Here is a 13309-nt window from a genome sequence, read left to right as displayed (position 1 = left end):
GGCGGCCCTTTTCATTTGGTGCCTCGTCAGAAGTTCTGATGACTACGTCGAATTACGATAGAGCTTAAACATCGGTATTTTTTAATGTGATATTAGGTGCGCTCATCGAGAGTGCCGTCAGAGAGGACCGGATGTCTTCCGCCTTGTTTCCGGCGGCAAAGCAATGGGTCTCTCGTCTTCCCTGATCAACCAGTGCCTTGACCCCGCCTCTTGCCGAGAGGCGGTACCGGCGCCTTATCCAATCCTTCCAGGAGCCTTCATGCGGAACTTTTTCGCCCGCGTATCGGTACGCTGCTACTCCATCGTCGCCTTCGTCTTGCTCGGGTTGGGATTCATGGCCGGCTATGGCCTTTGGCAGTTGTCAGCGGAGATCAGGGCCGGACGCCTCGAACAATTGCAGGCCGTCGTCGACAGCGCCGCCGCGATGGTGGCGGCCGAGGCGGAGCGCGTGTCCGCCGGAGAGACGGACGAGAAGACTGCGGCGAAGATCGTCGCCGACACCATGTCGAGCATGCGCTTCAACACGTCGGACTACGTGTTCATCATCGACGACCAGGGGCTGATGCTTGCCCATCCGGACCCCAAGTTGCGGGGCAACGATATCGCCTATACCCGCAGGGGGCCGGACGGCCGTGCCGTCATCCAGGAAATGGTCGCCCTGGCCCGCAAGGAAGGCGCGGCGTCGATGACCTACGACTGGACCAACGCCCAGACCGGGGCCAGTGAGCCGAAGGCGGCCATCGTCCGCCATGTCGACGCCTTCGGAGGGGTCACGGTCGCCGCGACGACGGTCGTCGCCGACATCAATGCACAGATCCGGTCCGCCGCCGGACGCTACTCGGGCCTGGCGGCGATACTGACCCTGGCGCTGACCGCCGTCGTCGTGCTGATCGCCCGGTCGATCAGCCAGCCGATCACCGGCATCCAGACCGCCCTCAAGGCGGTCGGCGACGGCGACTATCGCTTCCAGATCGATACCAGCGCCCATGGCGAACTCGGCGCGATGGCACTGACGCTGAGCCAACTGAGGGACAGCCTCTTGCGCGGCGAGGAAGATCGCGCCGCCAGCGAGCGCTTGCGCGAGGAGATGCAGACCCAGGTCACCAGCAACCGGCTTCTGCTTGCCGACGATTTCGAGAAGTCGATCGGCGAGATGACGCGCGCCTTCGTCGCATCGTCCGACAGCCTGCTCGGCTCGGCGCGCCAGTTGTCGCAGGCCGCAGACGCGGGCATCGCCAACGCCCGTACGGTGGCCGATGCAGCCGACGAGTCGGTCCGCAACGTCGAGACCGTCGCGGCGGCCACCACGCAGCTTGCCGCGTCCGTCGAGGAAATCGCACGACAGGTTGCCGAATCCAACAAGGTGGTCGGTCTCGCCACGGAAGAGGTCACCCGCACCGAGGTCGACATCAAAGCCTTGTCGGACTCGGCGGCCAAGATCGGTGAGGTGGTGGCGCTGATCAACTCGATCGCGGAGCAGACCAACCTGCTGGCCCTCAATGCCACAATCGAGGCGGCGCGCGCCGGCGAAGCGGGAAAGGGCTTCGCCGTGGTGGCGAGCGAGGTCAAGCAGCTCGCCTCGCAGACGGCGCGGGCGACCGAGGACATTTCCGCCCGCGTTGCCGGCATCCAGAAGGCGACCGGCGACACCGTGCAATCGATCGGCCGCATTGTCGAGACCATCGACTCCATCCGCAGCATATCCGCGGCGATCGCCGGCGCCGTCGAAGAGCAAAGCGTCACCACACAGGAAATCGCCGGCAACACGCAGCTTGCCGCCGACGGATCGGCAACGGTGACGCAGAACATCCACGCGCTGTCCGGAAACGTCGGGACCACCGCCGAAGCGTCGCGGACCCTCGAAACCCTGTCGGGAGATCTTGCCGGCCGATCCGAACGCCTGAAGCAGGACGTCGCCGGCTTCATCGCCATGCTGAAGTCCGCCTGACCTGCCGCATGACAAACAGAAAGGGCGCCCCGAAAGGGACGCCCTTTTTCGTTTGGCCTTAATGCCGCAGCCGAGCGTCAGCCGACGAAGGCGCGCTCGACGACAAAGGTGTTCGGGGCATTGTTGGCACCCTCGACGAGGCCGAAATGCTCAAGACGATCCTTGGTATCCTTGATCATCGCCATCGATCCGCAGATCATTGCGCGATCGGTCGCTGGATCGAAGGGCGGAACGCCGAGATCGGAGAACAGCTTGCCGGAATCGATCAGGTCGGTGACGCGGCCCTGTCGCGGATGGGGTTCGCGCGTCGCCGAGTCGTAGAGGCGAAGCTTGCCGGCGGCGAGCTCACCGAGGAACTCGTGGTTGGCCACTTCGTCGTAGAGCTCGCGGGCATAGTCGAGTTCGGCCACCTCGCGGCAGGTCTGGACAAGAATCACCTCGTCGAACTTCTCGTAGACCTCGGGATCGCGGATGAGGCTGGCGAAGGGAGCGACGCCTGTGCCGGTCGACAGGAGATAGAGCCGCTTTCCGGGCAAGAGCGCGTCGATGACCAGTGTTCCCGTCGGCTTCTTGCGCATCAGGATGGTGTCGCCGACCTTGACCTTCTGCAGGTATTCCGTGAGCGGACCGCCTGGTACCTTGATCGAGAAGAATTCGAGTTCGTCGTCCCAGGCCGGACTCGCGACCGAATAGGCGCGGAACACCGGCCGCTCGGCGTTGGGGAGGCCGATCATCACGAACTCGCCGGAGCGGAAGCGGAAGCTGGCCGGACGCGTGGTGCGGAAGCGGAACAGACGGTCGGTGTAGTGGCGTACTTCCGTGACCGTCTCGGCAAAGACGTTGTCGGGAATGGGGAAGGCCTGTGCGCCATCGGCGCTGGTCGCAACGGTCGACGTGAAGGCGTTCAAGATCGGCTTCCTCTGCCAGTGCATATCCGGCCGCGACCGACGCGAACCGCGTCGACGGGCATGATCACGTGCGAGGGTGATAGCACCCACTCACTTCCTAGATGAAGCAAACGAGTTGCAAATTCCAGTCATTCCAGGGAAAAAACCGCCGACGAGACCGCATGGCTGGATTGCGAGGCCGACAACCGGGGCGGAAAGCGCTCCGGTGTGGGACCTGACATCGGCGTCAGCGAAGCGCGGCCGCACCCGCCCGCGTGGGCCGGGCAGACTTGGCATCGGCCTCCTGAGTCCCGGACGCGGTCCGCGACAGACCGGCGCGCACCGACAGGGCGGCGAACGCGGCCAACTCGAACACCGTCACGGCAAGAATCACCGAGAGGGCGATCTTCCAGGCAGGAAACTCCAGCGCGGAAGCCCCGACGCCGGAGCCGAAGGCCACAATTGCCGCCAACAGGATGAGCGGGACGAGGCGAACACGCACACCGGCGACGAACCCCAACAGACCCGACATCGCGACAATCAACAGCATGGCCTTACTCCGGACAAATCCTGATATCCGGACTATGGCAGGCCTCGCTTAGGACCCGCTTACAAAAATAGCTCAATTTTGATTGAATTCGGTGCTGGCGATCATCACGCACCGGAAGGTGCCCCAATCGGGCGGATGTTGGCCAGCCGGTCGAGCGCGGCACGCGGATCGAGACGCCCGTCGTAGAGCGCCCGGCCCGTGATGGCACCGTCGAGCACCGCCGCCTCCGGCTGGCAGAGCGCCTCGATGTCGTCCATGGAGGCCAGGCCGCCCGAGGCGATCACCGGGATCGAGACGGCGCGGGCAAGCGCCAGGGTCGCGGGAAGATTCAACCCCTTCAACACGCCGTCGCGATCGATGTCTGTGTAGACGATGGCGGCGACGCCGGCATCCTCGAAACGACGGGCCAGTTCGGTGGCGGTCAACTCGGCGCTTTCCGCCCATCCCTCGACGGCGACCTTGCCGCCGCGCGCGTCGATGCCGACCACCACGCGGCCGGGAAAGGCCTTCGCCGCCGCCTTCACCAGATCCGGATCGCGCAGGGCCACCGTGCCGAGAATGACACGGGAGATGCCCTTGCCGAGCCAGGCTTCGATGGCGGCCATGTCGCGGATGCCACCGCCAAGCTGGACTCGCATGCCCGGCGCCACCGCCTCAAGGATGGCATCGACCGCCGCGCCGTTGACCGAGCGGCCGGCAAAGGCACCGTTGAGATCGACGACATGCAGCCACGGAAAGCCGATGTCGTGGAAGGCACGCGCCTGGGCGGCCGGATCGGAATTGTAGACGGTGGCGGCATTCATGTCGCCGAGCTTCAGGCGAACGCAGGCACCGTCCTTGAGGTCGATGGCGGGATAGAGAATCACGGGCGCCACCTCAGGAAGTTGGCAATGAGACCGAGACCGAGCGCCTGGCTCTTCTCGGGGTGGAACTGCGTGCCGGCGATATTGTCGCGACCGATCATGGCCGTAACCGGCCCGCCGTAATCTGCGACGGCGACCAGGGCATCGGTCTCGCGAAGCGTCATGTGATAGCTGTGGACGAAATAGGCGTGCAGGCCTTTCTCGCCGGTGGGCAATCCCTCGAGAAGGGCATGGGGACGGACAAGATCCAAGGTGTTCCAGCCCATGTGCGGCACCTTGAGCGACGGATCCCCGGGCGAGATCGGCTCGACATCGCCGTCGATCCAGCCAAGTCCTTCCGTGATCGTCTTTTCGAGGCCGCGCCGCGCCATCAGCTGCATGCCGACGCAGATACCGAGGAAAGGCCGACCTTTCCGCATGACGGTTTCGGTCAGCGCCTCGATCATGCCGGGAACAGCGGCAAGGCCCGCCTTGCAGTCGGCGAAGGCGCCGACACCCGGCAGTACCACCCGCTCGGCAGCGCGAACGACATCGGGATCGGAGGTGACGACGATGGTATCGCCGCTGCCATCGCGAGCCGCCCGCTCAAAAGCCTTGGCCGCAGACCTCAGGTTGCCGGATCCATAATCGATGATGGCGACGGTCATGGTCGCGCTCCGCTTTCGGGAAAGAGGCCGAGGACACCCGGCGGAACGCTTCTCGCCGGGTGAAGGACGGGCGGAAGCGTCGGCGCCGGCCGCGGCAGGACAAGCCAGGCGTCGAAGAACCGCCGCTCGGCCGAATCGCGGCTTTCTCCCTCGACGACTCCGGCCTCGCGAAAGCCGCGCAGCCGCAGCGACAGGCGGCGGACGTCGTTGGCGACGACGCCCGTGGCAATCGCCAGGATAAGCTCGAAGCCTCCGGTGGTGACGGGTCCCAGCCAGCGCTCGGAGAGCGTGATCAGGACAGACAGCACGAACCAGCCGACGAGCCCGAGCCATTCACGGTGGCGCAGGAACCACAACGGCCCGAACAGCATCGCCCAGATGGCGAAACCGTCGCGGACGAACACCATGCGCTCCGCAACGAGGTCCGGCTCGGCCTTGTCCGGCAGATGAACGCTGAAGATGGCCATGAATGCCTCCGTCAGGCTTCCAGCACGCCCTTGGTGGACGGCACGCGGCCACCCTGGGCCGGATCGACGGCGACGGCGAGCCGCAAGGCTCTAGCCAACGCCTTGAAGCAGCTTTCGGCGATATGATGATCGTTCGAGCCGTAGAAGGTCTCGACGTGCAGCGTCAGGCCGGCCTGCATGGTGAAGGCGCGGAACCACTCCTCGACGAGCTGGGTATCGAAACTGCCGATCTTGGCCGCATGGAAAGCCGTGCGGAACACCAGATACGGACGACCGGAGATGTCGACCACGACACGGGACAGCGCTTCGTCGAGCGGCAGCGTCACATCGGCGTAACGGGTGATGCCGGCCTTGTCGCCGAGCGCCTTGCGGAAGCATTGTCCGAGCGCGATGCCAACGTCTTCGACGGTATGGTGATCGTCGATGTGAAGATCGCCCTTCGCCTTGACCTCGAGATCGATCAGGCCATGGCGGGCAATCTGGGTGAGCATGTGATCGAAGAAGCCCACGCCGGTGGAGATATCGGCGTCTCCGCGACCATCGAGGTCGAGGCGGACGGAGATCTCGGTTTCGCGGGTCGAGCGGCTGAGGCTGGCCGTGCGCATGGCTCGCTGTCACTCCTTCGGCGGGAATAACCGGCTTCTATCAGGGGTGGGAAGAAATGGAAACGCCAAATGACTCGCGACTTGACGGCGCCAGCCGGGCGAGCGCCCAACGGGCGGCATCGGCCACGATCGGGTCGGGGTCGCCGAGAAGCGGCGCGAGCGCCGGAACGAGCGCCGGATCTCCCGAGTTGCCGATGGCCATGGCGACGTTGCGGACGAAGCGGTTGCGGCCGATCCGCTTGACCGGCGAGCCGGCGAAGAGCGCCCGGAACGCGGCATCGTCCAACGCGGCGAGGGCGGCAAGGGATGGCTCGGCAAGATCCGGCCTTGGCCGCAGCTTCATTTCCGCCGCCTCGGTGGCGAACTTGTTCCACGGGCAGACGGCAAGGCAATCGTCGCAGCCATAGATGCGATTGCCCATCAGAGGTCGCAGATCCTCCGGAATGGGACCGGCGTGCTCGATGGTGAGATAGGAAATGCAGCGGCGCGCATCGATCTGATAGGGCGCCGGCAAGGCACCGGTCGGACAGGCGTCGAGACAGCGGCGGCAGGCGCCGCACCGATCGGCGGCAGGCTCGTCCGGCGGCAGCGCGGCGGCCGAGAGGATCACGCCGAGAAACAGCCAGGAGCCGAACTCGCGCGAAACGAGGTTGGTGTGCTTGCCCTGCCAGCCGATGCCGGCCAGCGCGGCGAGCGGTTTCTCCATCAGCGGCGCCGTATCGACGAACACCTTGACGTCGGCGCCGGTATCGCGAGCAATGAGGCCGGCCACCTCCTTGAGGCGGCCCTTGAGAACCTCGTGATAGTCGCGGTGGCGCGCGTAGACGGAGATGTTGCCGACGCCGGGCCTTGCGAGGTTGTCGAGCGGGTCGCTGTCCGGGCCGTAATTCATGGCGAGAACCACGGCCGATCTCGCTTCCGGCCACAGCACGCGGGGATCGCCCCGCCGGTCGAGCGTCTCCTCCATCCAGGCCATGGAACCGTGCCGCCCAAGATCGACGAAGGCACGCAATCGGCGTGCCGCGTCGCCGAGCCGGTCGACCGGGGCAATGCCGATCGCCGAAAAGCCGAGGTCGCGGGCGCGGACCCTCCAGGTCACCGTGCCGCTCCCCCGGAAACCGGATCAGAAATCGAGGTCGGTGTAGATCGGCGCCGCGGGAAGACCGGCCAACCGGTCCGCCAGCAGGGTGCGGAAGGTCGGGCGCGACTTGATCCGGGCATACCAATACTTGGCATTGAGATCCTCGTCCCAGGGCACGTCGCCGACATAGTCGACGACGGACAATTCGGCAGCGGCGGCGAGGTCGGCGAAGGTGAGCTGCTCGCCGGAGAGCCAGTTGCGCGAGCCGGCCAGCCAGCCGACGTAGTGAAGATGATGCTTGATGTTGACGCGGGCAACCCTCAGCACCTGGTTGTCGGGCGACCCACCGCCCAGTTCCCGTGGCAGCTCCAGCTTCAGGATCTTTTCATGCTGGAAATACTGCACCGCCTCGTCGTGCGTCTTGTGCAGGAACCAGTCGACGAGGCGGCGCATTTCGGCACGCGCCTCGGGGTGGTTGGGCATCAGGCGACGATCACCAAGCGCGTATCCGCGCGTCTCGTCGACATACTCCATGATCGGACCGGCGCCGATGATCGGCGGACCGTCGTTCTCGACCAGGACCGGCACATTTCCGGCCGGATTGAGCTCGAGGAATTCCGGCCGCCGTTCCCAGCTTTTCTCGACGATGAGGTCCACCTTCGCATCGTGCTCGGCAAGCATCAGCCGCACGAAGCGGGAGGTGGTGGAGAAGGGGTGATGATAGAGCTTGAGCATCGAGGCCCCGGATCGCCGGCCGCGCCGGTGTCAGACAGAAGGGTGGAAACAATTCGCCTGGAGTATCTCGCAAGGCTCCGCGCCGCTCCGGATCGGAATGGTGGCGAGCCCCGCGAGACTGGCCTATAGAACCGACGACATGTATGAACAAGCGGTTACCGACCTATCGCATTCGATCCACCCATTTTGACCGAAAGTTTCGCGACATGGATCTTACGGGCCTCTTTCAAGCGCTCATCCTCGGCATCATTGAAGGTATCACCGAGTTCCTGCCGATTTCCAGCACCGGCCATCTGATCATCGCCGAGCAATGGCTGGGCGCTCGTTCGGACATGTTCAACATCGTCATCCAGGCCGGTGCCATCCTGGCGGTGACGGTCATCTACTGGCAGCGGCTTGTGGGCTTCCTGACGGGATGGCGCGACCGGGAGACGCGGCTTTACCTCGGCAAGCTGATCGTCGCCTTTCTGGTCACCTCTGTGCTCGGCCTTCTCGCCAAGAAGCTTGGCTTCAAGTTGCCCGAAACCGTGGTGCCGATCGCCTGGGCGCTGGTGATCGGCGGCTTCTGGATGATTCTCGCGGAACACTATGCGGCCAAGAGGCCGGAAAGCCGCCATATCAGCTGGACGATCGCGGTGGTGGTCGGCGTGGCGCAAGTGGTGGCGGGCGTCTTCCCCGGCACGTCGCGATCGGCTTCGACCATCTTCGCGGCCATGCTGCTCGGTGCGGGAAACAGGGCGGCGGCGACCGAGTTCGCCTTCCTTGTCGGCATTCCCACCATGTACGCGGCGAGCGCCTTCGAGATCGTCTCTACGCTGAAAGATGGCGCCGCGACCGCCAATGAGGATTGGCTGGCGCTCGCCATCGCCTTCATCGCCTCGGCGATCACCGCCTTCGTCTCGGTCAAGTGGCTGCTGGGCTACATCCAGACCAACCGCTTCACGGCCTTCGCCGTTTACCGCGTGCTGTTCGGCGGACTCCTGTTCGCCATGATCCTGACCGGCTGGGTTCACTGACCCGCCGGCTTCAGGCCGTGGCGTTGTCCCGGTCGTATTGGCCATGCGGGCGGAAGCGGACGGCATACTCCGGCAGCATGGCGCCGAGCGACGTCGGCGGGATGCCGAAGGCTTCGAGCGTACGGCCCTCGCCCGCAGCGGGGGCCGACACCACGCTTCCGGCCTTCAGAAGCTCGACCTGGTCGGGTGTCAGCGGAGCTCCGGGCATCCAGGCGGTCAGCCGAGCGAGAAGCGAGGCCAAGCCGAAGGGAATCGTCAACAGGCGCCGCCGACGGCCCGTCTCGGCGAGCAAGCGCTCGAGAATGGCGCGGAAGGTGAGCACCTCAGGGCCACCCAGTTCGTAGATGCGGCCGCCCGCGATCTCGCCATCGACGGCGCGGGCGATCGCCTCGGCAACGTCGCCGACGAACACCGGCTGCAAGCGCGTCAGGCCGCCACCGATCAGCGGCAGCACCGGGCTCATCATGGACAGTTCGCCGAATCGGTTGATGAACTGGTCTTCGGGTCCGAAAATGACCGACGGTCGCATCACCACGGCATCGGGGATAACGTCGAACACCGCCGCCTCACCAGCCGCCTTGGTGCGAGCGTAGGCGGAGCCGGACGCGGCATCGGCACCGATGGCCGACACGTGAACGAGGCGAGAAATGCCGGCGGCGGCAGCGGCCTCGGCCACGGCGCGGGCGCCGAAGGCTTGCACTGCGGCATAAGTCTGCCGGCCGGCGGGCGCGAGAATGCCGACGAGGTTGACGACGGCGTCGGAACCGCTGACCGCCCGATCGACCGAGGCACGGTAGCGCAGGTTGGCTTGCATCGGCATGATCTGGCCGAGGCCACCGAGAGGCTGCAGGTATGCCGCCAGATCGGGCCGTCGACAAGCCGCACGAATGCGCCAGCCGCGCTTGGCCAGTGCACGCACGACGTGGCGACCGAGGAAACCGGAAGCCCCGAAGACGGTGACGATCGGCTTTTCTTCCCGAACGACGGGCATGGCGATCCCTTCCTGCGAAAGTTTGCAACGAACGATCCCGGTCGCCGGCGCGTGAAGTCCGGCGCTCCAGTAAAACCAACTTATTAAGGCAGGAAGCCGCCCGCTGTACAGACCACACCGCGTAGCATTCCGTAGCCGGCGCCAATTCGTCGATAGGGATCGAAATGGCGGTTGACAACACCGCGCCGACCCCGTATTCACCCCGCCAGCCGACGACCCCTGTGCCCAGGTGGCGGAATTGGTAGACGCGCACGGTTCAGGTCCGTGTGCCGCGAGGCGTGAAGGTTCGAGTCCTTTCCTGGGCACCATCGTCGATCACCCAGATCGACGAGAAGTTGGCCTCATTCTTCTGAATGCGAAACAACCTGCCTCACGGCGGGTTTTTTCATGCCCGCGCTCCACGCGGGTCAGCCTTGCGCCACATCGTTTTAGAACCGTTCCACGCTTGCTGAAATTTGGCAGCGCGCATAATCCCTTGCCTGCCAACAACGACAAGCGCCGACGCGGCATTCGGCCGCGACGAGAGCCTAATTCGAGGAACGATACCCCATGATTGCCCAGCGCATCACCGACGACATCCATTCGCTTCGTGCCATCGATTGGGACCGAAAGCTGTTCGACGAACTGGTGCCGCTGCCCGAAGGAACGACATACAATTCCTATCTGGTCCGGGGACGGGACAAGACCGCGCTGATCGATACGGTGTATCCGCCGAAGGCCGAGGAACTGCTCGCCGCGCTGAAAGCGGCAGGCGTCGAGAAGCTCGACTACATCATCGCCAATCACGCCGAACAGGACCATTCCGGCTCGATTCCCGCGCTGCTCGCGATGTTCCCGGACGCGAAAGTGGTGACGAACGCCAAGTGCAAGCGCTTCATCCTCGACACGCTGCCGGTCGACCGGGACGCCTTCGTGACCGTACGGGACGGCGACACTCTCGACCTCGGCGGCAAGACGCTGTCCTTCCATCTTACGCCTTGGGTGCATTGGCCGGACACGATGGTCACCTTTGCCGTCGAGGATCGAATCGCCTTCACCTGCGACTTCCTCGGCGCCCATCTCGCCACCACCGAACTGTTCGCCCGCGACGAGGCGCAGGTCGCCATCTCGGCCAAGCGCTACTATGCCGAGATCATGATGCCATACCGCGCCTTCTCGGCCGAGGCACTCGGCAAGGTGGAGGCGCTCGCGCCCCTGTTCGTCGCGCCAAGCCACGGTCCGGTGCACGACCGGCCGTCCTTCATCTTCGATCTCTATCGCGGCTGGACGTCGGACGAGGTCAGGCCGCTGGTCGTCATTCCCTACGTTTCGATGTACGAGAGCACGGCAAAGATGGTTGCCGTTCTCGTCGACAGGCTCACCGAACGCGGCATCGCCGCGCAGCCGGTCAACGTCGTCGACCTCGACAGCGGCGCATTGGCCATGAGCATCGTCGATGCCTCGACCATCGTCTTCGCCTCGCCGACGGTGCTGTCCGGTCCGCATCCTAGCCTTGCCGCGGCGGCCATCCTGATCAACGCGCTGTCGCCGAAGACGCGCAAGGTGGCGGTGATGGGTTCCTTCGGCTGGGAAGGCAACCTGCCCGACCAGGTGATCGCCTTGCTGCCGCGCCTCAAGGCCGAGATCCTGGAACCGGTCATGACGAAGGGCCTGCCGCGCGAAGAAGCGCTCGGGGAGATCGCCCGGCTCGCCGACGATATCGCCGGCCTTCGCGCCGCGGAAGCGGCAGCGGCCTGAACCGGATGGCAAAGGCGGCATAATTTCCTTGCGCTGGGCCGCAGGGCGTCCGCATATACAGCGGAACGTTTCCCTCGGCTTGGCCGTGGCCGCCTTTCGCCTATCCGCTCTCTCCGATAGGCCGGGCGGCTTTCCGGAGAGAGCCGCCAGCTTGCAGAGTCCAGCCATGACCATTCGCCTCCACACCGGCGATCTTCCCGATCTCGACGCCTACGGCGACGTCGTCGCCATCGATACCGAGACCCTCGGCCTCAATCCGCATCGCGACCGGCTCTGCGTCGTGCAGCTGTCGCCCGGCAACGGATCGGCCGACGTCGTCCAGATCGCCAAGGGACAGACCGCGGCCCCCAATCTCGTCCGGCTGCTCACCGATCCCCGGCGCATCAAGGTGTTTCACTTTGCCCGCTTCGACATTGCCGTCCTGAAGCGGACCTTCGGCATCACCGTGACGCCGCTGTTCTGCACCAAGATCGCGTCGCGCCTCACCCGCACCTACACCGACCGCCATGGCCTGAAGGATGTGACCAAGGAACTCCTGGGCATCGACATTTCCAAGGCGCAGCAGTCGTCCGACTGGGGTGCCACGGTGCTCAGCCAGGCGCAGCTCGAATATGCGGCCTCGGACGTGCTCAACCTTCACGCCCTGCGCGAGCGGCTTCTTGCCATGCTCGAACGTGAGGGGCGCATGGAGATGGCGGAGGCGTGCTTCCGCTTCCTGCCGACCCGCGCCGATCTCGATCTTGCCGGCTGGGGTGAAGAGGATATTTTCGCCCATAGTTGAGCCCAGGCTCGGCTCGTAGGCGAAGTCCGGCAAGATGCCTGACGGACGACGCAGTCGCTTTTCAGCGATTGCTTGAATGTGATCGCGACCCACTCGCGGCACAGCAAGCCTTGGTTTATCTTTTGTGCCTAAAGTCCGCCGGGTGGAGATCGACCAGCCGTCCGGCGGGACGATCCGTGACGGCCCCCAAGAGCAGAGGTTCCGTCGACAACGGGAACGAAGGATGAGTGGCATCGCAGCAACCCGCGCATTCGATGGCGGCGGCATGGAACCGTTTGACGGATCCGCCGAACGGGGGCTGTTGTTTGCCAAGGCGGCTCGGGAGAGCCGGCGCGTCCGTCGTCTGCGCCTCATGCTGCCGGCGATCGGCGCGCTGCTCTGCGTGATCGTGATCGGCGCCACGGTGATCACCCGCATTTCCATCAGTCTCAGCATCGGCGACCTGAAGATCACCACCGACGGACTGGCCATGGATGCGCCGCATCTGTCGGGCAGCGACGGCAAGGGGCGGACCTACGCGGTAAGCGCCGAGAGCGCCGTACAGGACCTGAGTGACACCCGGATCATCCGCCTCAAGGGCATCGAAGCGAGCGTGACGCAAGCCGACGGCAGCCGCGCGCGCCTGCTTGCCGACAGCGGCGTCTACGATTCCACCGCGCAGACCGTGGTGCTCAAGGAAAACATCCGACTGAGCAACTCCGACGGTTCGGGCGGCGCATTGGAGCGTGCCGAGATCAATCTGTCCACCGGATCGCTGACCTCCGACAGTCCGGTAGCGTTCTCCTCCCGCCTCGGCGAAATCAACGCCGAGAAGATGGGCGTCGAGAAGAAAGCGGGGACCGTGACCTTTTCCGGAGGCGTTCGCATGACCGTCGATCCGTCCGTCCGTCCGGGTAGCATCGACAAAATACCTCCCGGGCGGACCGAGCCGGCTACCGGAAGCGTACCGGAAGCCGCTCCCTGACAATCATGATGGCTCGGAGCATTTTAACCGGGCCCAA

The 13309-nt window shown here is 65.0% G+C and carries 14 protein-coding genes and 1 tRNA gene; 6 read left to right on the top strand and 9 right to left on the bottom strand.

The window, feature by feature from the left end:
* Window positions 1–259: 259 nt before the first annotated feature.
* A complete protein-coding gene (locus tag QQZ18_RS19035; RefSeq protein ID WP_284542528.1) occupies window positions 260–1948 on the top strand; it encodes a methyl-accepting chemotaxis protein in 1689 nt (562 codons plus the stop codon).
* A gap of 77 nt (window positions 1949–2025) precedes the next feature.
* Here QQZ18_RS19035 and QQZ18_RS19030 read toward each other — a convergent pair whose 3' ends face one another.
* The 8 genes from QQZ18_RS19030 to QQZ18_RS18995 all read right to left on the bottom strand — a co-directional run bounded on the left by QQZ18_RS19030 (window position 2026) and on the right by QQZ18_RS18995 (window position 7783).
* Window positions 2026–2856 (bottom strand): ferredoxin--NADP reductase, encoded by an 831-nt coding sequence (locus QQZ18_RS19030; RefSeq protein WP_446728682.1) that lies wholly within the window; start codon window positions 2854–2856, stop codon window positions 2026–2028.
* Between the two features lie 226 nt (window positions 2857–3082).
* A complete protein-coding gene (locus tag QQZ18_RS19025) occupies window positions 3083–3385 on the bottom strand; it encodes a hypothetical protein (protein WP_284542527.1) in 303 nt (100 codons plus the stop codon).
* A gap of 104 nt (window positions 3386–3489) precedes the next feature.
* Complete coding sequence (gene hisA / locus QQZ18_RS19020) at window positions 3490–4251, bottom strand: 1-(5-phosphoribosyl)-5-[(5-phosphoribosylamino)methylideneamino]imidazole-4-carboxamide isomerase (protein ID WP_284542526.1); 762 nt, start codon at window positions 4249–4251, stop codon at window positions 3490–3492.
* Entirely contained in the window at window positions 4248–4895 is a 648-nt protein-coding gene (gene hisH, locus QQZ18_RS19015) for an imidazole glycerol phosphate synthase subunit HisH (protein ID WP_284542525.1), read from the bottom strand. Before hisH ends, hisA begins: the two co-directional genes overlap by 4 nt.
* On the bottom strand, window positions 4892–5362 hold the full coding sequence (locus tag QQZ18_RS19010) for a DUF2628 domain-containing protein (protein WP_284542524.1): 471 nt from the start codon (window positions 5360–5362) through the stop codon (window positions 4892–4894). Before QQZ18_RS19010 ends, hisH begins: the two co-directional genes overlap by 4 nt.
* An 11-nt stretch (window positions 5363–5373) precedes the next feature.
* On the bottom strand, window positions 5374–5967 hold the full coding sequence (gene hisB, locus QQZ18_RS19005; RefSeq protein ID WP_284542522.1) for an imidazoleglycerol-phosphate dehydratase HisB: 594 nt from the start codon (window positions 5965–5967) through the stop codon (window positions 5374–5376).
* Between the two features lie 40 nt (window positions 5968–6007).
* Entirely contained in the window at window positions 6008–7066 is a 1059-nt protein-coding gene (gene queG, locus QQZ18_RS19000; RefSeq protein WP_284542521.1) for a tRNA epoxyqueuosine(34) reductase QueG, read from the bottom strand.
* Window positions 7067–7090: 24 nt separating this feature from the next.
* Window positions 7091–7783 carry a glutathione S-transferase family protein gene (locus QQZ18_RS18995; protein WP_284542520.1) on the bottom strand — a complete coding sequence of 231 codons (693 nt, stop codon included), beginning with the start codon at window positions 7781–7783 and terminating at the stop codon, window positions 7091–7093.
* Window positions 7784–7989: 206 nt separating this feature from the next.
* On the opposite strand from QQZ18_RS18995, the gene QQZ18_RS18990 reads away from it, so the two are divergent.
* Window positions 7990–8799: an undecaprenyl-diphosphate phosphatase gene (locus QQZ18_RS18990; RefSeq protein WP_284542519.1), complete on the top strand. Its 810-nt coding sequence runs from the start codon at window positions 7990–7992 to the stop codon at window positions 8797–8799.
* A gap of 10 nt (window positions 8800–8809) precedes the next feature.
* Here the strand turns inward: QQZ18_RS18990 and QQZ18_RS18985 are convergent, their stop codons facing one another.
* Window positions 8810–9790 carry a complex I NDUFA9 subunit family protein gene (locus QQZ18_RS18985; protein ID WP_284542518.1) on the bottom strand — a complete coding sequence of 327 codons (981 nt, stop codon included), beginning with the start codon at window positions 9788–9790 and terminating at the stop codon, window positions 8810–8812.
* Window positions 9791–10013: 223 nt separating this feature from the next.
* On the opposite strand from QQZ18_RS18985, the gene QQZ18_RS18980 reads away from it, so the two are divergent.
* The 4 genes from QQZ18_RS18980 to lptC all read left to right on the top strand — a co-directional run bounded on the left by QQZ18_RS18980 (window position 10014) and on the right by lptC (window position 13272).
* Window positions 10014–10098 (top strand) — tRNA-Leu (locus QQZ18_RS18980).
* Between the two features lie 241 nt (window positions 10099–10339).
* Window positions 10340–11527 carry an FprA family A-type flavoprotein gene (locus QQZ18_RS18975; protein ID WP_284542517.1) on the top strand — a complete coding sequence of 396 codons (1188 nt, stop codon included), beginning with the start codon at window positions 10340–10342 and terminating at the stop codon, window positions 11525–11527.
* A gap of 166 nt (window positions 11528–11693) precedes the next feature.
* Window positions 11694–12308, top strand: a complete 615-nt coding sequence (locus QQZ18_RS18970) for a ribonuclease D (RefSeq protein ID WP_284542516.1) — start codon at window positions 11694–11696, stop codon at window positions 12306–12308.
* Between the two features lie 223 nt (window positions 12309–12531).
* Window positions 12532–13272 (top strand): LPS export ABC transporter periplasmic protein LptC, encoded by a 741-nt coding sequence (gene lptC, locus QQZ18_RS18965; RefSeq protein ID WP_284542515.1) that lies wholly within the window; start codon window positions 12532–12534, stop codon window positions 13270–13272.
* Window positions 13273–13309: the final 37 nt, after the last annotated feature.

The organism is Pleomorphomonas sp. T1.2MG-36 (genome assembly GCF_950100655.1).
Classification (GTDB): Bacteria; Pseudomonadota; Alphaproteobacteria; order Rhizobiales; family Pleomorphomonadaceae; genus Pleomorphomonas.
Note: the sequence above shows the minus strand (reverse complement) of the source record. Positions and strands in the feature narration are given on the sequence as shown.

Coding starts and splice junctions, on each gene's coding strand:
- QQZ18_RS19035 (WP_284542528.1), top strand. CDS start 260: ATGCGGAACTTTTTCGCCCGCGTATCGGTACGCTGCTACTCCATCGTC.
- QQZ18_RS19025 (WP_284542527.1), bottom strand. CDS start 3,385: ATGCTGTTGATTGTCGCGATGTCGGGTCTGTTGGGGTTCGTCGCCGGT.
- hisH (WP_284542525.1), bottom strand. CDS start 4,895: ATGACCGTCGCCATCATCGATTATGGATCCGGCAACCTGAGGTCTGCG.
- QQZ18_RS19010 (WP_284542524.1), bottom strand. CDS start 5,362: ATGGCCATCTTCAGCGTTCATCTGCCGGACAAGGCCGAGCCGGACCTC.
- hisB (WP_284542522.1), bottom strand. CDS start 5,967: ATGCGCACGGCCAGCCTCAGCCGCTCGACCCGCGAAACCGAGATCTCC.
- QQZ18_RS18995 (WP_284542520.1), bottom strand. CDS start 7,783: ATGCTCAAGCTCTATCATCACCCCTTCTCCACCACCTCCCGCTTCGTG.
- QQZ18_RS18990 (WP_284542519.1), top strand. CDS start 7,990: ATGGATCTTACGGGCCTCTTTCAAGCGCTCATCCTCGGCATCATTGAA.
- QQZ18_RS18985 (WP_284542518.1), bottom strand. CDS start 9,790: ATGCCCGTCGTTCGGGAAGAAAAGCCGATCGTCACCGTCTTCGGGGCT.
- QQZ18_RS18975 (WP_284542517.1), top strand. CDS start 10,340: ATGATTGCCCAGCGCATCACCGACGACATCCATTCGCTTCGTGCCATC.
- QQZ18_RS18970 (WP_284542516.1), top strand. CDS start 11,694: ATGACCATTCGCCTCCACACCGGCGATCTTCCCGATCTCGACGCCTAC.
- lptC (WP_284542515.1), top strand. CDS start 12,532: ATGAGTGGCATCGCAGCAACCCGCGCATTCGATGGCGGCGGCATGGAA.